The organism is Micromonospora sp. AMSO31t, assembly GCF_008868175.1.
Taxonomy (GTDB): Bacteria; Actinomycetota; Actinomycetes; order Mycobacteriales; family Micromonosporaceae; genus Micromonospora.
The window spans coordinates 35,615-57,217 of record NZ_WBKT01000005.1 but is presented as its reverse complement, the minus strand read 5'-3'; the positions used below and the strand labels follow the sequence as shown (position 1 = coordinate 57,217).

At 71.4% G+C, this 21,603-nt stretch carries 19 protein-coding genes and 1 tRNA gene; 10 read left to right on the top strand and 10 right to left on the bottom strand.

Annotated features, from left to right (window positions below; genetic code table 11):
• Window positions 1-409 precede the first annotated feature (409 nt).
• The 8 genes from F8274_RS02320 to rpmH all read right to left on the bottom strand — a co-directional run bounded on the left by F8274_RS02320 (window position 410) and on the right by rpmH (window position 6,981).
• Window positions 410-1,468, bottom strand: a complete 1,059-nt coding sequence (locus tag F8274_RS02320; RefSeq protein ID WP_151460593.1) for a ParB/RepB/Spo0J family partition protein — start codon at window positions 1,466-1,468, stop codon at window positions 410-412.
• Window positions 1,469-1,495: 27 nt separating this feature from the next.
• Complete coding sequence (locus F8274_RS32430) at window positions 1,496-2,860, bottom strand: ParA family protein (RefSeq protein WP_151460592.1); 1,365 nt, start codon at window positions 2,858-2,860, stop codon at window positions 1,496-1,498.
• A gap of 248 nt (window positions 2,861-3,108) precedes the next feature.
• Complete coding sequence (gene rsmG, locus F8274_RS31105; RefSeq protein WP_225853557.1) at window positions 3,109-3,888, bottom strand: 16S rRNA (guanine(527)-N(7))-methyltransferase RsmG; 780 nt, start codon at window positions 3,886-3,888, stop codon at window positions 3,109-3,111.
• 425 nt (window positions 3,889-4,313) lie between these two features.
• Complete coding sequence (locus tag F8274_RS02305) at window positions 4,314-4,898, bottom strand: R3H domain-containing nucleic acid-binding protein (RefSeq protein WP_151460590.1); 585 nt, start codon at window positions 4,896-4,898, stop codon at window positions 4,314-4,316.
• 214 nt (window positions 4,899-5,112) lie between these two features.
• Complete coding sequence (gene yidC / locus F8274_RS02300) at window positions 5,113-6,114, bottom strand: membrane protein insertase YidC (RefSeq protein WP_151460589.1); 1,002 nt, start codon at window positions 6,112-6,114, stop codon at window positions 5,113-5,115.
• A complete protein-coding gene (gene yidD / locus F8274_RS02295; protein ID WP_151460588.1) occupies window positions 6,115-6,354 on the bottom strand; it encodes a membrane protein insertion efficiency factor YidD in 240 nt (79 codons plus the stop codon). It lies immediately after the preceding gene.
• Between the two features lie 41 nt (window positions 6,355-6,395).
• Window positions 6,396-6,809, bottom strand: a complete 414-nt coding sequence (gene rnpA / locus F8274_RS02290; RefSeq protein ID WP_151460587.1) for a ribonuclease P protein component — start codon at window positions 6,807-6,809, stop codon at window positions 6,396-6,398.
• Window positions 6,810-6,843: 34 nt separating this feature from the next.
• Complete coding sequence (gene rpmH, locus F8274_RS02285; RefSeq protein ID WP_013289388.1) at window positions 6,844-6,981, bottom strand: 50S ribosomal protein L34; 138 nt, start codon at window positions 6,979-6,981, stop codon at window positions 6,844-6,846.
• 576 nt (window positions 6,982-7,557) lie between these two features.
• Here rpmH and dnaA point away from each other — a divergent pair.
• The 5 genes from dnaA (at window position 7,558) to F8274_RS02260 (ending at window position 13,949) form a co-directional block, all read left to right on the top strand.
• Window positions 7,558-9,387: a chromosomal replication initiator protein DnaA gene (gene dnaA, locus F8274_RS02280; RefSeq protein WP_151460586.1), complete on the top strand. Its 1,830-nt coding sequence runs from the start codon at window positions 7,558-7,560 to the stop codon at window positions 9,385-9,387.
• A gap of 761 nt (window positions 9,388-10,148) precedes the next feature.
• Window positions 10,149-11,282 carry a DNA polymerase III subunit beta gene (dnaN, locus tag F8274_RS02275; protein ID WP_151460585.1) on the top strand — a complete coding sequence of 378 codons (1,134 nt, stop codon included), beginning with the start codon at window positions 10,149-10,151 and terminating at the stop codon, window positions 11,280-11,282.
• Between the two features lie 40 nt (window positions 11,283-11,322).
• Window positions 11,323-12,195, top strand: coding sequence for a phosphogluconate dehydrogenase (NAD(+)-dependent, decarboxylating) (gene gnd, locus F8274_RS02270; protein WP_151460584.1), 873 nt, complete (start codon window positions 11,323-11,325; stop codon window positions 12,193-12,195).
• 16 nt (window positions 12,196-12,211) lie between these two features.
• Complete coding sequence (gene recF / locus F8274_RS02265; RefSeq protein WP_151460583.1) at window positions 12,212-13,345, top strand: DNA replication/repair protein RecF; 1,134 nt, start codon at window positions 12,212-12,214, stop codon at window positions 13,343-13,345.
• Window positions 13,335-13,949, top strand: coding sequence for a DUF721 domain-containing protein (locus F8274_RS02260; protein WP_151460582.1), 615 nt, complete (start codon window positions 13,335-13,337; stop codon window positions 13,947-13,949). Before recF ends, F8274_RS02260 begins: the two co-directional genes overlap by 11 nt.
• A 3-nt stretch (window positions 13,950-13,952) precedes the next feature.
• On the opposite strand, the gene F8274_RS02255 is transcribed toward F8274_RS02260, so the two are convergent.
• Window positions 13,953-14,183 (bottom strand): hypothetical protein, encoded by a 231-nt coding sequence (locus F8274_RS02255; protein WP_151460581.1) that lies wholly within the window; start codon window positions 14,181-14,183, stop codon window positions 13,953-13,955.
• A gap of 98 nt (window positions 14,184-14,281) precedes the next feature.
• Between F8274_RS02255 and F8274_RS02250 the strand changes: the two genes are divergently transcribed.
• A complete protein-coding gene (locus F8274_RS02250) occupies window positions 14,282-14,776 on the top strand; it encodes a MarR family winged helix-turn-helix transcriptional regulator (protein WP_151460580.1) in 495 nt (164 codons plus the stop codon).
• Here the strand turns inward: F8274_RS02250 and F8274_RS02245 are convergent.
• Window positions 14,761-15,315 carry a hypothetical protein gene (locus tag F8274_RS02245; protein ID WP_151460579.1) on the bottom strand — a complete coding sequence of 185 codons (555 nt, stop codon included), beginning with the start codon at window positions 15,313-15,315 and terminating at the stop codon, window positions 14,761-14,763. The two genes, F8274_RS02250 and F8274_RS02245, sit on opposite strands and share 16 nt — an antisense overlap.
• 528 nt (window positions 15,316-15,843) lie before the next feature.
• Between F8274_RS02245 and gyrB the strand changes: the two genes are divergently transcribed.
• The 4 genes from gyrB (at window position 15,844) to F8274_RS02225 (ending at window position 21,584) form a co-directional block, all read left to right on the top strand.
• The gene (gene gyrB, locus F8274_RS02240) at window positions 15,844-17,790 is read left to right on the top strand and encodes a DNA topoisomerase (ATP-hydrolyzing) subunit B (RefSeq protein ID WP_151460578.1); all 1,947 of its coding nucleotides are present in this window, start codon (window positions 15,844-15,846) and stop codon (window positions 17,788-17,790) included.
• 130 nt (window positions 17,791-17,920) lie between these two features.
• Window positions 17,921-20,446 (top strand): DNA gyrase subunit A, encoded by a 2,526-nt coding sequence (gene gyrA, locus F8274_RS02235; RefSeq protein WP_151460577.1) that lies wholly within the window; start codon window positions 17,921-17,923, stop codon window positions 20,444-20,446.
• A 3-nt stretch (window positions 20,447-20,449) separates the two neighbouring features.
• A complete protein-coding gene (locus tag F8274_RS02230) occupies window positions 20,450-21,361 on the top strand; it encodes a DUF3566 domain-containing protein (RefSeq protein ID WP_151460576.1) in 912 nt (303 codons plus the stop codon).
• 149 nt (window positions 21,362-21,510) lie between these two features.
• A tRNA-Ile gene (locus tag F8274_RS02225) sits at window positions 21,511-21,584 on the top strand.
• Window positions 21,585-21,603: the final 19 nt, after the last annotated feature.

Sequence of the window (21,603 nt, the reverse complement as noted above, 5' to 3'; positions counted from 1 at the left end):
GCGACGCCGAGGCGATGGTGCGACGCCGAGGTGCCGGCGCGACCGGTGCCCGCAGAAGCCGTCAGCGTTGAGCACAGCAACTCGGATCTCCCACACCAACCCAAGGCGCCCCGCCCACCCTGGGGCGCCTCAGGCCGCCGCACGGACGCCCTATCGCGACATCCGAGAAGCGCGCGAGCGAGTCAGAGCGGGCCCTCGGTGTCCACCCTCGGCAACGGCCGTCAGGAGACCACCAGCACGCCCATCCGAAGCGGCAGGGCCGTCCTCACAACGACCAGACCCACCGATCCCGAGCACCGAACCCAACAGCGCCCGGAAACGGCTCGGCCGCGTCGCCCCGACACAGGGACCACGCGGCCGAGACCGACAGCGAAGAGACCGGCAGCGGACGAGACCGGCAGCCGGCCAGTCATTCCCCGGGCTGCTCCTCCTGCCCGACGCCGATGATCCCGACGATCCGCTCCAGGTCGTCGACCGTCGCGAACTCGATCGTGATCTTGCCCTTGCTCCGGCCGATGTCGACCTTCACCCGGGTGTCGAAACGATCGGAGAGCCGGTCGGCGAGGTCCGTGAGCGCGGGCGCGTGCGGCTTCGGTCGGCGCTTCGCGGCCGGGGTCTTCGCCGGGCCGTCGGCGAGCGCCAGGGCCACCAGTTCCTCGGTGGCGCGTACGGAGATGCCTTCGGCGACGATGCGCTTGGCGAGCTGTTCCTGCGCCTCGGAGTCGTCGAGGCTGAGCAGGGCGCGGGCGTGGCCGGCGGAGAGCACCCCGGCGGCGACCCGGCGCTGCACCTGGGCCGGCAGGTTCATGAGCCGGATGGTGTTGGAGATCTGCGGCCGGCTGCGGCCGATCCGGCGGGCCAGTTCCTCGTGGGTGGCGCCGAACTCCTCCAGCAGTTGCTGGTACGCGGCCGCCTCTTCCAGCGGGTTGAGGTTCGCGCGGTGGATGTTCTCCAGGAGCGCGTCCCGAAGCATCGCGTCGTCCTTGGTGTCCCGGACGATCGCGGGGATGCTCTCCCGGCCGACCGCCTGGGCTGCCCGCCACCGCCGCTCGCCCATGACGAGTTCGTACTTCTCGCTGTCGAGCTGGCGGACGACGATCGGCTGGAGGAAGCCCACCTCCTGGATCGAGGTCTTCAGCTCCTCCAGCGCCTCCTCGTCGAAGACGTGCCGGGGTTGCTTCGGGTTCGGCACGATGCTGTCGACCGGGATCTCGGCGAAGCGCGCCCCGGGGACCGGGCTCAGTTGCGGCTCCGGCTCGGGAGCCGGGGCGGCCGGGGCGGCCGCGTTGCCGCCGTCGAGGGCTCCGGTCACGGCTGCCGCCGGGCCGCCGCCGACCGGGGTGGCCGGGACGGCCGGCGCCGTACCGTTCTCGGTCTCGGCGGTCGCCGTGGCGCTGCCCGGCACGGGCCCGGTGGGGATGAGGGCACCGAGCCCTCGGCCCAGGCCGCCGCGAGGACGGTTCTTCATGCGACGCCTCCCAGCGACTTCTCCGTACTACGCATTCCGGCTCACCGGCTCCTTGACGCCTCGCTCCGCGATCTCCTGGGCGGCCTCGAAGTAGCTCGTGGCCCCCCGCGAACCGGGATCGTAGGTCATCACCGACTGGCCGTAGCTGGGCGCCTCGGAGACCCGCACGTTCCGGGGGATCACGGACTGGAGCACCTTGTCGCCGAAGTGGTTCCGGACGTCCTGCTCCACCGCGTCGGCCAGCCGGGTACGCCGGTCGTACATGGTGAGCAGGATCGTGGACACCTCGAGCTTCGGGTTGAGGTGCTGCCGGACGAGGTTGATGTTCTGGATCAGCTGGTTGAGGCCCTCCAGCGCGTAGTACTCGCACTGGATCGGGATCAGCACCTCCTGCGCGGCGACCAGCGCGTTGACGGTCAGCAGGCCGAGCGAGGGCGGGCAGTCGATGAACACGTAGTCGAAGTGCCCGGGGTACGCGGCGATCGCCCGGGCCAGCCGGGACTCCCGGGCGACGACCGAGACCAGTTCGATCTCGGCGCCCGCCAGGTCGATGGTCGCCGGTACGCACCACAGGTTCGGGATGCCCTCGACGGCCTGGGCCACCTCCTCCAGCGGCACGCTGTCGATGAGGCAGTCGTAGACGTCGGGCACTCCGGTGTGGTGCGGCACGTTGAGCCCGGTGGAGGCGTTGCCCTGCGGGTCCAGGTCGACGACGAGCACCCGGTTGCCGTGCAGGGCGAGCGCCACTGCCAGGTTCACCGTGGTGGTGGTCTTGCCGACGCCGCCCTTCTGGTTGGCGACGCACATCACCCGGGTCCGTTCGGGGCGGGGCATGGTGACCTCACCACTGGGGTTCAGGATCTGCACGGCGCGCATAGCCTCCATAGCCAACGGTGGGTCATCCTCTTCGCGCGTCGGGGTTTCACGTGAAACGTACGTGCTGGCCGGGGGTTCGGCACCGTAGCCGGCGTCCGGTGGCGTGTCGGAAGGCGGCGCGGCCGGAGCCACATCCGGCGCGGAGTCCGGGGTGGGCTGCTGCGGCACGACCACGACCGGCGGCTGCGGCTCGTAGCGGGCGGGGACCGCGGCGTTCCCGCGCACCGGGGCCGGACGGGAGGCGGGAGCGTTCGCCGGGCCGTCGCTCGGGTCGTGCGGGTCCCGCACCGGCGGGACGTTCGCCGGTACGGACGACGTCGGCCGCACGGCGCCGGCTGGAGGCACGTCCCGACGCACCACCGGGTCGCAGTCCGGGGGTCGCGTGGACGGGTCGTGTGGCTCGCCGTTCGGCGGCCAGCCCTCGAAGGTGGTTTCACGTGAAACGGGGCCGGTGGCAGAGGATCTCTCGCCTGGCCCGGTCACCCGTGAATCGTCGTACCTGCCGTCGTCATGCACCTGTCATCCCTGCCCGCTCCGGATGGTCGGTCCGCACCCGTCATTCAGGCCCCCGCGCTCGCCGCGCGGCGTCACCGGCCCGGTGGGAACGGTCGGGTTCGGGTGCCGCCCGACACCGCCGCTCCACACTATCGGCGCGCGGCCAGCCTACGGCCGACGGGCGCAGCGGGTCCACGTCGGGTTCTGATCGATCAGCTCACGCCCACCCGGTCCAACGACCGGGCGGGCGTCCGGAAAGCCGCGCCGCGTCAGCGATCCCGTCCCTGGGTGCCGCGCCGACGGCCGCCCCGCGAGCGCTTCGGCCCCTTCTTCCTGGCCGGGCCGACCACCCGCTCGCGGACCACCTCGATCACCGTCGCGGGCGGGTCGATCACGTCGGCACCGCACCGGTGCAACTCCGGCTCGCCGCCGCCGAGCCGGGCCACCGCCGCGGCGTGCTCGGCGATCTCCTCGGCGGCGGAGGCGCCCTTGAGCGCCACCAGCCGCCCGCCGGGCACCGCCAGCGGCAGGCACCAGCCAGCGAGCCGGTCCAGCGGGGCCACCGCGCGCGCGGTGACGATGTCGGCGGTCAGCGGCTCCCGGTCCCGGGAGCCGACCGCGGCCTCCTCGGCCCGTCCACGAAACACCCGGACCGACCTGGTCAGCCCCAGTTGCTGCACCGCCTCGATGAGGAAGGAGGTGCGCCGGGCGAGCGGCTCGACCAGGGTAACGGTGAGGTCGGGGCGCGCGATCGCCAGCACCAGGCCGGGCAGGCCGGCCCCGGAGCCGACATCGATCAGGCTGGCGCCCTCCGGGATCCGCTCGGCCATCGCCGCGCAGTTGAGCAGGTGACGGTCCCAGAGCCGCGGCGTCTCGCGGGGGCCGATGAGGCCGCGCACCACGCCGTCCGTGGCCAGCAGTTCGGCGTACGCGGCGGCCAGGTCGAGCCGGTCGCCGAAGAGGGTACGGGCGGCCTCCGCCAACTCGGGCGGCAACGTCGCGTCCCCCGGGGCGGGCTGATCGCCGGTGGGCCGGTCCTCACTGTCCAGGAGGGACGGTCCGGATTCGCTCCGATCGTCGGCGGGGCCGTCGTCCGGGTCGCCGCCGGCGGGCGCCGGTTCGGCGAACACCGGGTCGACCGCGGCCGGTGCGACCGGCACCTCCGCCGATCTCGGCGCCTCGGGCCGCTCCTCCGGTTCACCGGAGAAGGCCGGCGTCACTCCGGTGGCGGGGTCGGCACCGGCGATGGGCCGCGCCGTCGCCGGAACCGAATCATCCGAGAGGGCCGTCTCGTTTGAGAAGGCCGGGTCGATCGGACCCGCCGGCGTTCCCGGCATCGGCGGCTGGGCCGGGGCGTCGCCCGCGGAGAAGAGCGGGTCGACGGCCGGGTCGGTGTGGACAGGCGACGGCCCGGGCGGGTTGCCGCCCGGGCCGGTCACGGCACCCGCCGTCGTCTCGTCGGAGGACACCTACGTCAGTCCGTCACCGGCCGGACGATGATCCGGCGGTTCGGCTCGACGCCCTCGGACTCGCTCTCCACGCCGGTCATCGCGTTGACCACGTCGTGCACGCACTTGCGCTCGAACGCGGACATCGGCTCCAGGCGCACCGCCTCGCCGTGCTCCTTGACCTTCTCCACCGCGTTCTTGGCGACGGCGGCCAGCTCCTTGCGCCGGGCGGCGCGGTAGCCGCCGACGTCGAGCAGCAGGCGGCTCGGCGAACCGGTCTGCCGGAACACCGCCAGCCGGGCCAGCTCCTGAAGCGCCTCCAGGGTGGCGCCGCGCTGGCCGACCAGGTTCTGCAGGCGAGCGCCGACCACCTCGACGACCGGGCGGCCACCGGAGACCAGCTCGTCGATGTCGCCGTCGTAGTCGAGGATGTCGAGCAGGCCCTCGACGTAGTCGGCGGCGATCTCGCTCTGCCGGAACAGGTCGCTGTCGGCGAGGGCCTTCTTCTCCCGGCCCTCGGCCTGGGTGTCCTCGGCCTCCTCCGTGGTGGCGGCCGGCGCGGTCTCCTCGTCCAGGGACTGGTCCGCGCTGGGGATGCTGGTGTCGGTCACGGTGTCATCTCCGTACTCGCTCGGCCGGACCGTCGGGTCCGCTGGTCTCCCGGGGCCCGGCGGGAGGTTCGCCGGTGCCCTCGGGCACGTCTGTACGGGCCAGTTTCGCCCGTGACCGCGCTCGGCGCGGCGGTTCCGGTCCGGCGCCGACCCCTCGGGTGGCAGCTCGGGGACCGAACGGGCCGCCACCGGTGTCCGGCGGCGGCCCGGCGGCTCACCCCTGTCGCTTGGCGGGTCGGCCGCTGCCCTTCTTCGGGTTGACCGGCTTGGCGCCGGGCTTCGGACCGGCCACCTTGGGGGCGACGGCCGGAGCCTTGGCGGCCGGCTGCGCGGTCTTGCGGCCGAGCAGGCCACCTGCCTTGGCGGGCTGGGCGGCGGCCTTGCCCGCGGTGGCCTTGCCGGCGGTGCTGTTCTTCGGCGGCACCAGCGGCGGGAACTTCCGCAGCACCCACTGCTGCTGGCCGAGGGTGAAGAGGTTGTTCGTAACCCAGTAGATGATCACGCCGATGGGGAAGATCGCGCCCGAGATGAGCAGCGAGACCGGGATGCCGTAGAGCATCAGCCGCTGCACCATGCGCTGCTGCGGGTCCTCCGCCCAACCGGTCTTGAGGATCATCTGCCGGCTGGTCAGGTAGGTCGTGGCGATCATGATGCAGACCAGTACGCCGGCGACGATCTTGACGGTGGTGAGGTTCGCGCCGAGCGCCGCCATCTCGCCGGCGGTGGAGCCGAACTTCCCGGAGATCGGAGCGGTGAAGAGCTTCGCGTTCGAGGCGCTGTTGAACTGCTCGACGGTCCAGCCGTACAGGGTCTTGCCCTGGTTGTCCGGGTTGAGCCGCTTGAGCGTGTGGAACAGGCCGAGGAAGACCGGGATCTGGAGGAACATCGGAAGGCAGCCCATCAGCGGGTTGGCCTTTTCCTTCCGGTAGAGCTCCATCATCTCCTTCTGGAGCGTCTCCCGGTCACCCTTGTGCTTCTCCTGCAGCTCCTTGACCTTGGGCTGGAGCGCCTGCATGGCCCGCTGCGACTTGATCTGCTTGACGAAGACCGGGAACAGGATCACCCGGACGGTGACCACCAGGAAGATGATGGAGAGGATCCACGCCCAGTTCGTGCCGATCACGGCCCCGACCGAGACCCCGATGGCGTCCCAGGCCGAGTGCCAGGTCAGCAGGATCCACGAGATCGCGTAGTAGATCCAGTCGAGACTAAACACTCAGGCTCCAGTCACGTCGGAACGGCGGCGGTCGCCCGGCTCCGGGACCGGGTCGTGTCCACCAGGGTGGAAGGGGTGGCAGCGCGACAGCCGCCGGACCGTCAGCCAGGCTCCCCGCAGCGCACCGTGCCGGGACACCGCCTCGACGGCGTAGGCACTGCACGACGGGTAGAACCGGCAGCGGGCCGGCAGTGCCGGACTTATCCACCGACGGTACGCGATGATGGGCGCCATCAGCATGCGGGCACCGGCAGAGGGCCGCGGCGCGGCAGTGTGCTCGGTCACCGCGACCGCCGTCCCCGTGGGGACCGTGCGGCGGCGAGGGCGGCGTCCAGGTCGGCCCCGAGCCGGGCGTACGACGCCTGGGCGGCCGGCGGCAGCGCGCGTACCACCAGGGTGCTGCCGGCGGGCAGGTCGGCCAGCCGCTCGCGGACCAGGTGGCGGAGCCGGCGGCGGACCGTGTTGCGGACCACGGCGTTGCCGACGGCCTTGGACACGACGAAGCCGGCGCGGCTCGGTGCGGAGGTCTCCGCACCGCTGCTCCGCGCCGGCTCCGGCGAGGTGGTCGCGGTGGATCCGGTCTGCTCGGGGAGGGTCAGGTGCACCACGACGGCGCCACGGCCGACGCGTCGGCCACCGCGGACCGCTGCGGCGAAGTCGCTGCTACGCCGCAGTCGTTGTGCGGCGGCCAGCACGACTGCCCACGTCCCCGGACCGGACCTGTCGGCCTCAGGCCGACAGGCGGGCGCGGCCCTTGCTGCGACGGGTCGAGATGATGGCGCGGCCGGCACGGGTGCGCATGCGCAGCCGGAAGCCGTGGGTCTTCGCGCGCCGGCGGTTGTTCGGCTGGTAGGTGCGCTTGCTCACGTCAGGCTCTCCGTTGTCGTAGACCTCGCGCGGGGGATCGCCCGGGTCGTGTGGTGGTCCAGGCCACCTCGGGCGGTGGCCTCCGATCGGTGCTGCCCGGTGGCGCGGGACCCCGGCTAGGCGGGGCGGTGACCGCGGGCAGCAAGCACTCATCACCCTAGCAGAGGGCGAGAGAGCAGCCGTTCCAGCCTACGCAGGGGGGCAGTGACCGTCAACCTCGCACCTCGGCCGCGACCAGCGCCGGGAGCGCGACCGAAGGGGCGGTTTTCACTGATGTTGACAAGGCTGCCCCGGTGTCGACGGTTGATGGCGCGGGGTCCGCGCTGTTAGCGTGCCCGATTGCGGTCAGCGTCGGGGGTGGGGGTTTGTCGCTGGCTGGCAAGACCGGACAAGGTAGTGAATCGTTCGGCACGGTGAACCCGCTTCAGTGCCTCCGCGAATCAGGGGGCAGGTCCGACCCGCGTCCGGTGGGCGGCCCCAATCGGTCGGTACACACAGGCTGTGGATAACTTGTGGATGACGACCGGTCAGCCGTCCGGGCGGGCGTGAGGAGAGGCGAGGGGGGGTGGCACGACGGTGACCGGAGCGACCGACCTTGCCGCGGTGTGGACGGCGACGACCGACGAGCTCGCCGACGAGATCATCTCCGCGCAGCAGCGGGCGTACCTCCGGCTGACCCGGCTGCGGGCGATCGTCGAGGACACCGCACTGCTCTCCGTGCCCGACGCCTTCACCCGGGACGTGATCGAGTCCCGCCTCCGCCCGGCCATCACCGAGGCGTTGAGCCGCCGGCTCGGCCGGCCCATCCAGGTGGCGGTCACGGTCCGCGTCGCGGAGGACCCGGGCGGCCGTCCGGCCGGCACCGTCTACCGCAGCAACCCCGAACCCGCCGCCGAGCCCGCCGGCCCACCGGATCTGCTCACCGGCTTCGACCAGCCCGGCCCGGCCGACGCCGCGCCGGGCTTCCCCGAGCTGGGTTTCCCCCCGGGCCGGCCCGAGGCCCCGGCGTACGCCGATCCGCGTCCGGAGCCGCCCGCCGAGGAGCCGGCCCCGCGGCAGCGCACGGCCGACGGCGGCCGCCCGCAGCTGATCCCGGCCAGCCGCGACGGCCAGGACACGCTCTTCAGCGCCGCCTTCGCGGAGCCGCTGCGCGCCACTCCCGAGCGCCGTGGCTTCGACGAGCGGCCCCGGGTCGAAGCGGCCGCCCCCGACAACTACGAGCCCCGCTACCGGGAGGCGCCCGGCCCGGCCGACGCCCCGCCGCTGCGCGGCCTGCCCCGGGACGGCGCCACGGACAGCGGCCCCGGCCGCGGCGGCCCGGACCACCGCCCGGGCGGCCAGGCCGACCGGCGGATGCCCGGCGGCGCGGAGAGCGGCGGCAACCGGCTCAACCCGAAGTACATGTTCGAGACGTTCGTCATCGGCTCGTCCAACCGCTTCGCCCACGCGGCGAGCGTCGCGGTGGCCGAGTCGCCGGCGAAGGCGTACAACCCGCTCTTCATCTACGGCAGCTCCGGGCTGGGCAAGACTCACCTGCTGCACGCCATCGGGCACTACGCCACGACGCTGGGCAACGCCCGCTCGGTCCGGTACGTCTCGACCGAGGAGTTCACCAACGACTTCATCAACTCGCTGCGGGACGACAAGACCAGCGCGTTCCAGCGCCGCTACCGGGACGTGGACATCCTCCTGATCGACGACATCCAGTTCCTGGAGAACCGGGAGCGGACGCAGGAGGAGTTCTTCCACACGTTCAACACGCTGCACAACGCCAACAAGCAGATCGTGATCACCTCCGACCGTTCGCCGAAGCAACTGGCGACGCTGGAGGACCGGCTGCGGACGCGGTTCGAGTGGGGGCTGCTCGCCGACATCCAGCCGCCGGACCTGGAGACCCGGATCGCGATCCTGCAGAAGAAGGCGGCGCAGGAGCGCTTGTACGCCCCGCCGGACGTGCTGGAGTTCATCGCCTCCCGGGTGTCGAACTCGATCCGGGAACTCGAGGGCGCGCTGATCCGGGTCACCGCGTTCGCCAGCCTCACCCGCTCGTCGGTGGAGCTGTCGCTGGCCGAGGAGGTGCTGCGGGACTTCATCCCGGACGGCGCCGGCCCGGAGATCACCGCCGACCAGATCATGGTCTCCACCGCGGACTACTTCGGGGTGAGCCTGGAGGATCTGCGCGGCCATTCCCGGTCCCGGGTGCTGGTCAACGCCCGCCAGGTGGCCATGTACCTGTGCCGCGAGCTGACCGACCTGTCGCTGCCACGGATCGGGCAGGCGTTCGGCGGCCGGGACCACACCACCGTCATGCACGCCGACCGGAAGATCCGCCAGCAGATGGCGGAGCGGCGCTCGCTCTACAACCAGATCGCCGAGCTGACCAACCGGATCAAGCAGACCACCTGATCCGTACGCCGACGCGACGCCCGGCCGGGCCCACCGGCCGGGCTTTTTCGTGCCGGTGGAGATCCGGCGCTTGACCCTCGACCCGGTGCAGGGCCCACGATCGGTGTCGTGTTTCATCCACACCCCGGGCCGGTTGTCCACACCCCCTGTTCCACAGCCGGTGGAAAACCACGCTCGGTCTCCGCCCGGTTACCCACAGACTGTGGACAACTCCTGGGGACGAGGCTGTGGACGCCTGGGGACGACGGTCCCGTTGTCCACCGACGACGGTCGGCCTGTGGGCGACCTGTTGAAGGTTCTGGGGATGACGCCGGTCGACGCCGCCGGCGCCGTCCACAGCACTGGGGAGAAACCCGGTGGATTAGCGGTGGACAACCGGTGGACAGCCGTGGATAACTCGGCGGCTGGCGACGGCTGTGGACTCAGACACGGGTTGTACCCCTGGTTCTCCACAGCGAAACCACCGGTGGATAACCTGTCTGACCTGGGCGGACGCCGGTTCTCCACAGTTTGCACAGGTGCGATGAAGACGATGAGTTATCTCTTCTAAACAACAAAAACCAATCATCACCGTTGGACTTCCTGTGGATCGGGCCGGAGCACTGCCGCCGGCAGTCACCCGGGCACCTGGATCCACGGGGTCGGGCGCACAGCCGATGCCCACGCGCCCTAAGGTGCGAGGGGTACCCGCACGGTCGGGCGGGACGGGTGGCAGCGGTCGGCATGAGAGAGTTGTCGCTGACGTCGACGCGGAGGCATTGATGAAGTTCCGAGTGGAGCGCGACGCGCTCGCCGAGGCGGTCGCGTGGACCGCCAAGAGCCTGCCCAACCGACCTTCCGTGCCGGTGCTGGCCGGGGTGATGCTCCGCGTCACCGACGGCAACCTCCAGGTCTCCGGCTTCGACTACGAGGTCTCCAGCCAGGTCACCGTCGAGGTGCAGGGTGACGCCGACGGGGCCGCCCTGGTCTCCGGCCGGCTGCTCGCCGAGATCACCAAGGCGCTCCCGGCCAAGCCGGTGGACATCGCCGCCGTCGGCGCGCACCTGGAACTGGTGTGCGGCAGCGCCCGGTTCACCCTGCCGACCATGCCGGTCGAGGACTACCCGACCCTGCCCGAGATGCCGGAGAGCGCCGGCACCGTCGACGCGGCCGCCTTCGCCGCCGCCGTGGCCCAGGTGGCCGTGGCCGCCGGCCGGGACGAGACGCTGCCGATGATGACCGGCGTCCGGATCGAGCTGTCCGGCAGCACGCTGGCGATGCTCGCCACCGACCGCTACCGGCTCGCCCTGCGCGAGATGGAGTGGAACCCGGACGACCCGGAGATCAGCCTCAACGCGCTGGTGCCCGCCCGGACGCTGCACGACACCGCCAAGGCTCTGGGCCCGCTCGGCGGCCACGTCACCATGGCGCTCTCCCAGGGCGGCGCCGGCGAGGGCATGATCGGCTTCTCCGGCGGCACCCGCCGGACCACCAGCCGGCTGCTCGACGGGGCCAACTACCCCCCGGTGCGCTCGCTCTTCCCGGCCAGCCACAACGCCGAGGCCCGCGTGCCGGTCGCCACGCTCATCGAGGTGGTCAAGCGCGTGGCGCTGGTCGCCGAGCGCACCACCCCGGTGTTGCTCAGCTTCAGCTCCGACGGCCTGGTGGTCGAGGCCGGCGGCACCGAGGAGGCCCGGGCCAGCGAGGCCATGGAGGCGACCTTCACCGGCGACGCGCTGACCATCGGCTTCAACCCGCAGTACCTGATCGACGGCCTGACCAACCTGGGCGCCCAGCACGCCCAGCTGGCGTTCGTGGACGCCTTCAAGCCCGCGGTGATTTCCCCCGCCGGCGAGGATGGCGAGGTCATCCCGGGGTACCGGTATCTCATCATGCCGATCCGCGTGTCCCGCTGATCGCCGGCAGCACGATCCAGACGTACGGAGGTAGGAGCAGATGCAGCTCGGCCTGGTAGGACTCGGCCGGATGGGCGGCAACATGCGCGAGCGGTTGCGCGCCGCCGGTCACGAGGTGGTCGGCTACGACCGCAACGCGGAGCTGAGCGACGTCGCGAGCCTCGCGGAGCTGGCCGAGAAGCTGGAATCGCCCCGCGCGGTCTGGGTGATGGTGCCGGCCGGCGTCACCGACGCCACCATCGACGAGCTCGCCGGTGTGCTCGGCGAGGGCGACATCATCATCGATGGCGGCAACTCCCGCTTCAGCGACGACGCCCCGCGCGCCGAGCGCCTCAACGAGCAGGGCATCGGCTACATCGACGTCGGCGTCTCGGGCGGCGTCTGGGGCAAGCAGAACGGGTACGCCCTGATGGTCGGCGGCGCTCAGGAGCATGTCGGGCGGCTGATGCCCATCTTCGAGGCGCTCAAGCCCGAGGGCGAGTTCGGCTTCGTGCACGCCGGCCCGGTCGGCGCCGGCCACTACGCCAAGATGGTGCACAACGGCATCGAATACGGCCTCATGCACGCCTACGCCGAGGGCTACGAGCTGCTGGCCGCCTCCGAGCTGGTGACCAACGTGCCGGGCGTCTTCAAGTCCTGGCGCGAGGGCACCGTGGTCCGGTCCTGGCTGCTCGACCTGCTCGACCGGGCGCTCGACGAGGACCCGGAGCTGGCCGAGCTGAGCGGCTACACCGAGGACACCGGCGAGGGCCGCTGGACGGTCGACGAGGCGGTGCGGCTCGCCGTGCCGCTGAACGTCATCACCGCCTCGCTGTTCGCCCGGTTCGCCTCCCGGCAGGACGACTCGCCCGCCATGAAGGCCGTCGCCGCGCTGCGCCAGCAGTTCGGCGGGCACGCCGTCCGCAAGCGCTGACTGGCATCCACAGCCTGTGTACGTCCGCCGGCTCGAACTGGTCGACTTCCGCTCGTACGAGCGGGTCGGCGTCGACCTGGAGCCGGGCCCGAACGTGCTGGTCGGCGCGAACGGCGTCGGCAAGACCAACCTGGTCGAGGCGTTGGGCTACGTGGCGACCCTGGACTCGCACCGGGTCGCCACGGACGCCCCGCTGGTCCGGATGGGCGCCACCTCGGCGGTGATCCGCTGCGCGGTCGTGCACGAGGGCCGGGAGCTCCTGATCGAGCTGGAGATCGTCCCGGGGAAGGCCAACCGGGCCCGGCTCGGTCGTTCCCCGGCCCGCCGCGCCCGGGACGTGCTCGGCGCGCTGCGGCTGGTGCTCTTCGCCCCGGAGGACCTGGAACTCGTCCGCGGGGATCCGGCCGAGCGCCGCCGCTACCTGGACGACCTGCTGGTCACCCGCCAACCCAGGTACGCCGGGGTGCGCGCCGACTACGAGCGGGTGGTCAAGCAGCGCAACGCGCTGCTCCGGACGGCGTACCTGGCCCGGAAGACGGGCGGCTCGCGGGGCGGGGACCTGTCCACCCTCGCCGTCTGGGACACGCACCTGGCGCACCACGGCGCGGAGCTGCTGGCCGGCCGGCTGGAGCTGGTGGCCGCGCTGACCCCGCACGTGGCGAAGGCGTACGACGCGGTGGCGGCGGGCCGGGGTGCGGCGGGGATCGCGTACCGGCCGTCGCTGGAGCTGCCCGAGTCGACCACCGACCGGGCGGCGCTGGTCGAGGCACTCGGTGCCGCGTTGACCGCGAGCCGGTCGGCGGAGATCGAGCGGGGCACCACCCTGGTCGGCCCGCACCGGGACGACCTGGCGCTGACCCTCGGCCCGTTGCCCGCCAAGGGCTACGCCAGCCACGGCGAGTCCTGGTCATACGCGCTGGCGCTGCGGCTGGCCGGCTACGACCTGCTGCGCGCCGACGGGATCGAGCCGGTGCTGGTGCTGGACGACGTCTTCGCCGAGCTGGACGCTGGCCGGCGCGAACGGCTGGCCGAGCTGGTCGGCGGCGCGAGCCAGCTCCTGGTGACCTGCGCGGTCGACGACGACGTGCCGGCGACCCTGCGGGGCACCCGGTACGCGGTGGGCGAGGGGACGGTACGCCGTGTCGGATGAGGTGGAGCTCCCGCCCGCGCGGCTGGGGCCGGGACGCGGAGGGCGTACCCCGGAGGGGCCGGAAGCGAAGCCGGGCGGCGAGGCCGGCGCGGACCTGCCCGATGGGACGTCCGGGCCGGAGCTGGCCCGGGCGGTGCTGGACGCGGCGAAGGCCCGCCGGCAGGCGGCGTCCGGCACGCGGCGGCGTGGCGCGGTCCGGGGCGACGGCGAGAAGCGGCTGCGCGGCTACTCCGGCCCGGGGCCGGATCCGCGGGACCCGCAGCCGCTCGGCGCGGTGCTGGACAAGCTGGTCAAGGCGCGTGGCTGGCAGCAGCCGGCGGCCGAGGCGACGGTCTTCGGCGCCTGGGAGCGGGTGGTCGGGGCGGAGGTGGCGCAGCACAGCCGTCCGGTGAAGCTGGAGAACGGCGAGCTGACCGTGGAGGCCCGCTCGACGGCCTGGGCCACCCAGCTGCGGCTGCTCGCCGGCTCGCTGCTCAAGCAGATCGCCAGCGAGGTGGGCCACAACGTGGTGCGCAAGCTGCACATTCACGGCCCGGCGGCGCCGTCCTGGTCGCGCGGCCCACGCCGGGTGCGGGGGCGGGGACCGCGCGACACCTACGGCTGACCGTCACCGGTCGCCGCGGCGTGCCTCCCGTTGGGCGCGCTTGAGCTCCCGCTGTTCGCGGCTCCACTGCTTGCGCCGCTCCAGGTCGTGCTTCCAGGCCTCGCGGGCCAGGCGGGAGCCGCCCTGCACCGCGCCCTGCACCTGGGACGGGCCGGCGAGGTTCTGGAACACCCAGCCCATCAGGCGACCGCCCTTGCCGGAAGTGTCGCCCACCTGCTGCTCGTCGCCGCTCATCCGCCGCCCTCTCCTCGCCAACCAACGTACGATTGGTGCCCCAATAATTGGTACACCAATCGTTGCTACGATCGCAACGACGGACGAGGAGGGCGAGGATGGCCGACCAGCTGGAGGGCGATCCCCTGGCGCTGGAGCAGCAGGTGTGCTTCGCGCTCTCCGTCGCCGCGCGCGGAGTCGTCGCGGTCTACCGCCCGCTGCTGGAACCGATGGGGCTCACCCACCCGCAGTACCTGGTCATGCTGGCGCTCTGGCAGCACGCGCCGCTCTCGGTGCGGGACCTGAGCCGGCTGCTCCAGCTCGACCCGGGCACCCTGTCACCGCTGCTCAAGCGGCTGGAAGCCGCCGGCTACGTGCGGCGGGAGCGCGACGCGTCGGACGAGCGCAGCCTGGCCGTCTCGCTCACCGCGAGCGGGCGGGCGCTCCGGGCGCAGGCCGAGCGCATCCCGCCGGCGATCGTGCAGCGGCTCGGCCTGCCGCTGGCCGACCTGCGGCACCTGCACACGGTGCTCACCGAGGTGATCGCCGCGGCCAACCGGGCTGCGACGGCCGGGCCTGGCGCGGCCGGGCAGCCGGGTCAGGCGTCGGCGTAGACCGCGAAGCCGCGCTCGGCGCAGCGCCGGTAGAAGGCGGCCAGCACGCTCAGCTCGGCACAGGTGAAGTTCCACTGCGGCGGCTCGCCGCTCTCGTCGCGCAGCTTGTCCAGCCGGCTGTCCAGCCAGCGGAGCTGCTGCTCGGCCAGGCGCCCGTCACCGAGCAGCGAGCGCAGCACCTCGCTCACCGACTCGAAGGTGACCGCCTCGCCGAAGGGCCGGTGCCGGGTGATGAACTTCTCCACGCCCTCGGCGATCCAGGAGCAGCCGTCCGGGTCGATCACCGGGTCCTCGTCCTCGGCCGAGTTCTCCGTGGCGTAGAGCACATTTTCCAGGCCGAGGATGAGGTCGACCAGTTCGGTGTAGGCCGTCGCCCGCACCGTGCCGGTCTTCGCGATCAGCTCGGCGAGCGCGGCGGTGGGTGCCGAGATGCGTGGCATGTCCACGATCTCGCCGAAGTCGACGAACTCGGCCGGCGCGACCGGATCGTAGAAGCGGCCGGTCCGCGGCCAGTGCACCGCGACGTTGTCCAGCCCCATCTGGCGTCACCTCTCAGCAAGCACGTTGTCCGACCGATCGGGTCGATCGTCCCGGTTCCGGCCGCGAAAGATCAAGACCGCAGGTGGCGGCGCCGCAAAAGGTACGGCACGTCCGGTCCCGCCGCGACCCCCGGTCGGTCACCCGCCGGCACCGATCCGGTGCGGGCCGCGCCCTCGATCAGGGCGAGGCGTGTAGGGGGAGTCGCGGATAGCACGGTTCGGGCTCCTACGGCATTCTCAGCCGCCCCGGAGGGGTGCCGAGTGGCGGTTTGGTCGGCTGCGCACAGTAAGATTGAGGGCGAGACGAAAGACCCGACACGGAGCGACGGACATGGGCCCACCGGGCCCTTGATCATTGTCCCGCATCGGGTCGAGCCGATCGCGATCCGCGGGCAACCGCGGCGACCGGCGCACGCGATCCGTGACCTGGAGATCCGGGGACCGGTTTGTGCGCGCCGACGTCGCGTCCTGTCCGCCGAACCCGCGCCCCCGCGCCCTGGCGCGGTCGGCGCGAGAAAGTGGCCGAGGGTGGCAGCGCAGGACAAGCAGGAGTACGGCGCCGAGTCGATCACCGTTCTCGAAGGCCTCGAGGCGGTCCGGAAGCGGCCCGGTATGTACATCGGGTCCACCGGTGAACGCGGCCTGCACCACCTCGTGTGGGAGGTCGTCGACAACGCCGTGGACGAGGCGCTGGCCGGCTACTGCGACACCATCGACGTGGTGCTGCTGGCCGACGGCGGCGTCCGGGTCACCGACAACGGGCGCGGCTTCCCGGTCGACCTCCACCCGAAGCTGAAGAAGCCGGGTGTCGAGGTCGCGCTGACCGTGCTGCACGCGGGCGGCAAGTTCGACGGCAAGGCGTACGCGGTCTCCGGCGGTCTGCACGGCGTGGGCGTGTCCGTGGTGAACGCCCTCTCCACGAAGATGGCGGTGGAGATCCACAAGTCCGGCTTCGTCTGGCGGCAGCAGTACACCAACTCCAAGCCGTCGCCGCTGGAGAAGGGTGAGACCACCGACCGCACCGGCTCCGCGGTCGCCTTCTGGCCGGACCCGGACGTCTTCGAGACCGTCGACTTCGACTTCCAGACCATCTACCGGCGCATTCAGGAGTACGCCTTCCTCAACCGCGGCCTCACCATCCACCTGGTCGACGAGCGGGTCCCGGAGGGCGAGGAGGGCAAGCCGCGCGAGGTCACCTTCTGTTACAAGGGCGGTATCGCCGACTTCGTCCGGCACCTCAACGCCTCCAAGAACCCGATCCACAAGACGGTGGTCGAGTTCGGCTCCGAGGAGGAGGGCATGTCGGTCGAGATCGCCATGCAGTGGAACGAGTCGTACGGCGAGTCGGTCTACACCTTCGCCAACACGATCAACACGCACGAGGGCGGCACCCACGAGGAGGGCTTCCGGGCCGCGCTGACCAGCGTCGTCAACCGGTACGGCACGGACAAGAAGCTGCTCAAGGGCGACGAGAAGCTCTCCGGCGAGGACATCCGCGAGGGCCTGGCCGCGATCATCTCGGTGAAGCTGACCAACCCGCAGTTCGAGGGCCAGACCAAGACCAAGCTCGGCAACACCCCGGTGAAGAGCTTCGTGCAGCGGGTCTGCAACGACCGGCTGGTCGACTGGTTCGACCGGAACCCGGCCGAGGCCAAGACCATCATCCAGAAGGCGTCCCAGGCGGCGCGGGCCCGGATCGCCGCCCAGCAGGCGCGCAAGCTGGCCCGGCGCAAGTCGCTGCTGGAGTCCGGCTCGATGCCGGGCAAGCTGGCCGACTGCCAGTCGACCGACCCGCGCGAGTCCGAGGTGTTCATCGTCGAGGGCGACTCCGCCGGCGGCTCGGCCAAGCAGGGGCGCGACCCGCGCACCCAGGCGATCCTGCCGATCCGCGGCAAGATCCTCAACGTGGAGAAGGCCCGGATCGACCGGGTGCTGAAGAACAACGAGGTCCAGGCGCTCATCACCGCGCTGGGCACCGGCATCCACGACGACTTCGACATCGAGAAGCTGCGCTACCACAAGATCGTGCTGATGGCCGACGCCGACGTCGACGGCCAGCACATCCAGACGCTGCTGCTCACCCTGCTCTTCCGCTTCATGCGTCCGCTGGTCGAGCTGGGGCACGTCTACCTGGCCGCCCCGCCGCTCTACAAGATCAAGTGGAACAAGAAGGGCGACGACGCGCAGTACGCGTACTCGGACCGGGAGCGGGACGGGCTGATCGCGCTGCGCCAGCAGAAGAAGGCCAACGCCAGGCCGGACGACATCCAGCGGTTCAAGGGTCTCGGCGAGATGAACTATCCCGAGCTGTGGGAGACCACGATGAACCCGGCCACCCGCACCCTGCGGCAGGTGACGCTCGACGACGCCGCAACCGCCGACGAGCTGTTCAGCGTGTTGATGGGCGAGGACGTCGAAGCGCGCCGGTCGTTCATCCAGCGCAACGCCAAGGACGTGCGGTTCCTGGACATCTGACGGACCGCGCCGGGTCGGCCGGAGATCCACCGGTCGGCCCGGCGGTCCACAGAGTTATCCACAGTCTGGCCGGTATCCACAGACGTTATCCACAGCACGAAAACGACTCTGAGTCTGATAAGGGTTAACAGTGACCGATACTCCCGAGTCCACGCCGAACGAGCCGGAGACCCCGGAGACACTGGCCGCGGTCGTCGCGCACGACCGGATCGAGCCGGTCGGGCTCGAGGTCGAGATGCAGCGCTCGTACCTCGACTACGCGATGAGCGTGATCGTCGGGCGGGCCCTGCCGGACGTCCGGGACGGGCTCAAGCCGGTCCACCGCAAGATCCTCTACGCCATGTTCGACTCCGGCTACCGGCCGGACCGCGGCTACGTGAAGTGCTCCCGCGTCGTCGGTGACGTGATGGGCCAGTTCCACCCGCACGGCGACTCCGCCATCTACGACGCGCTGGTCCGGATGGCGCAGCCCTGGTCGCTGCGCTACCCGCTGGTCGACGGCAACGGCAACTTCGGTTCGCCGGGTAACGACCCGGCCGCGGCCATGCGGTACACCGAGTGCAAGCTCGACCCGCTGGCCATGGAGATGCTCCGGGACATCGACGAGGACACCGTCGACCTCCAGGACAACTACGACGGCCGGGCCAAGGAGCCCACCATCCTGCCGTCGCGGATCCCGAACCTGCTGGTCAACGGCTCCGAGGGCATCGCGGTCGGCATGGCCACCAAGATCCCGCCGCACAACCTGCGCGAGATCGGCGCGGCCGTGCAGTGGTGCCTGGAGAACCCGGAGGCCGACGAGGCCACCACCCTCGAAGCGCTGCTGGAGATCGTCAAGGGCCCGGACTTCCCGACCCACGGCCTGATCGTCGGACAGGCCGCCATCCAGGACGCGTACCGGACCGGGCGCGGCTCGATCCGGATGCGCGCCGTGGTCGAGGTCGAAGAGGACAAGCGCGGCCGGCCGGCCCTGGTGGTCAGCGAGCTGCCCTACCAGGTCAACCCGGACAACCTGGCCGAGCGGATCGCCGAGCTGATCAAGGAGGGCAAGCTCGCCGGGATCGCGGACATCCGCGACGAGTCCTCCGGGCGCACCGGCATGCGGATCGTGCTCGTGCTCAAGCGCGACGCGGTCGCCAAGGTGGTGCTGAACAACCTCTACAAGCACACCCAGCTCCAGGAGACCTTCGGCGCCAACATGCTGGCGCTGGTCGACGGCGTGCCGCGCACGCTCAACCTGGCCCAGTTCATCCGCTACTACGTCGAGCACCAGATCGAGGTCATCCGCCGGCGGACCGCGTTCCGGCTGCGCAAGGCCGAGGAGCGGGCGCACATTCTGCGCGGTCTGGCCAAGGCGCTGGACGCGCTCGACGAGGTGATCGCCCTGATCCGGCGCTCGCCCACCGTCGAGGACGCCCGCCAGGGCCTCATCCGGCTGCTGGAGATCGACGAGGTCCAGGCGACCGCCATCCTGGACATGCAGCTGCGCCGGCTGGCCGCCCTGGAGCGGCAGCGGATCCTGGACGACCTGACCAAGCTCGAGGTCGAGATCGCCGACCTCAAGGACATCCTGGCCAAGCCCGAGCGGCAGCGGCGCATCGTCTCCGAGGAGCTGGGCGAGATCGTGGCCAAGTGGGGCGACGACCGGCGCACCAAGATCGTGCCGTTCGACGGCGAGGTCTCGATGGAGGACCTCATCGCCCGCGAGGACGTGGTCGTCACGATCACCCGCACCGGGTACGCCAAGCGCACCAAGGTCGACCTCTACCGCTCGCAGCGGCGCGGCGGCAAGGGCGTCAGCGGGGCGACGCTGCGGCAGGACGACATCGTCAGCCACTTCTTCGTATGCTCCACCCACGACTGGATCCTGTTCTTCACGAACAAGGGCCGGGTCTACCGGGCCAAAGCCTACGAACTTCCCGAAGCCAGTAGGGTGGCCAAGGGCCAGCACGTGGCCAACCTGCTCGCCTTCCAAGCGGACGAGCAGATCGCGCAGATCATCGAAATCCCGAACTACCAGGTGGCGCCCTACCTGGTACTGGCCACGAAGAACGGCCTGGTGAAGAAGACGCGGCTCGAGGAGTTCGACTCCAACCGTTCCGGCGGAGTCATCGCGATCAACCTGCGCGATGAGGACGAGCTGGTCGGTGCTGCCCTGGTCGCCCCGACGGACGACCTGCTGCTGGTCAGCAAGAACGCCCAGGCCATCCGCTTCAACGCCAGTGACGAGGCGCTGCGCCCGATGGGCCGGGCCACCTCCGGTGTGATCGGCATGCGGTTCAGCGAGGAGGATGTCCTCCTGGCGATGGAGGTCGTCCGCGAGGGCATGGACATGGACGTGCTGGTCGCGACGAACGGGGGGTACGCGAAACGAACCCCGATCGAGGAATACCCGGTCCAGGGCCGGGGAGGTAAGGGCGTGCTGACTGCGAAGATCACCGAGCGACGCGGTGGTCTGGTCGGCGCGGTGGTGATCAGTCCGGACGACGAACTGTTCGCCATCACCAGCAACGGTGGCGTCATCCGGACTCCGGTGAAGCCTGTACGCCGTACGCGTGACCGGAACACAATGGGGGTCAAGCTGATGGACCTCCCGGACGGCGTGACTATCGTGGCGATTGCTCGCAATGCCGACGAGCCTGACGAACAGGACTAGTTGATGACGGAGACACAGGCGAAGTCGGGGAACACGGGGACCTCGGCCAACCCGGTCGACGAGGAGGCCGCACAGGGCGGTACACCAGCGACCGGCCGCGCGGCCGTGGGTCGGGCCACCGTCCCCGCCGACGCGCCTGCCCCGAAATTCACCCGGGCTCCCGGCATGACCCCGCCGCCGGAAACCACCGGCGAGGGCTCGCCACCGGCCGACCAGGCCGAGACGAAGGTCGACGCTCCCACGTCGGCCGACGGCCTGGCCGCACCGGCCGCGGCGAAGCCGGGGGCGACCCCGCAGCCGCCCAAGCCCGCGGCGGCCGCCCGGCCGTCCACCGGCACCACCGGCACCCAGCCGCGCGTCGGCGCCGGCCTGGGCACCGCACCGAAGCCGTCCCCGGACGGCGGCCGCCCCGCCGCCACGGCCCGCCCCGCCAACGGGGGCGGGCTGCCGCCGGGGATCGGCGGTGCGGCCGCCGTCGGGGCCGCGCGCGTGGGTGAGGCGGTACGCGCCGCCCGTACCTCGGTCAGCTCGGCCGCGTCGCGGGGACCGCGCCGGGCCCGGCTGAACCTCAAGCGGATCGACCCCTGGTCCGTGATGAAGTTCGCGTTCGCGGTCTCCGTGGTGCTCTTCATCGTGGTGGTCGTCGCCACCTCGGTGCTCTACCTGGCGCTGGACGCCATGGGCGTGTTCAAGAGCGTCAACGACAGCCTCACCGACCTGGTGAACGCCGGCGGCGGCCAGGGTGGCGGCGGCGGCTTCCGGATCACCGCCAAGGGCGTGATCCTCAGCTCCGCGCTGATCGGCCTGGTCAACGTCGTGCTCTTCACCGCGCTGGCCACGCTGGGCGCGTTCGTCTACAACGTCTGCGCCGACCTGGTCGGCGGGATCGAGCTGACGCTCGCCGAGCGGGACTGACCCGACGACGATGCCGGGGCACCGCGTAAAGCGGTCGCCCCGGCGTCGCGTGTCCGGGTAGTTTCGAAGGTGGCGCGGGTGAGCGCGCCGCCACGGCCCCCGATTTGGGCGCCACGGCGGCGATGGGTTAACCTTGCTCGTCGCTACGCGGGGCTATAGCTCAGTCGGTTAGAGCGCAGAGCTGATAACTCTGAGGTCGCTGGTTCGATTCCAGCTAGCCCCACCGCACACCGTCCGACGGT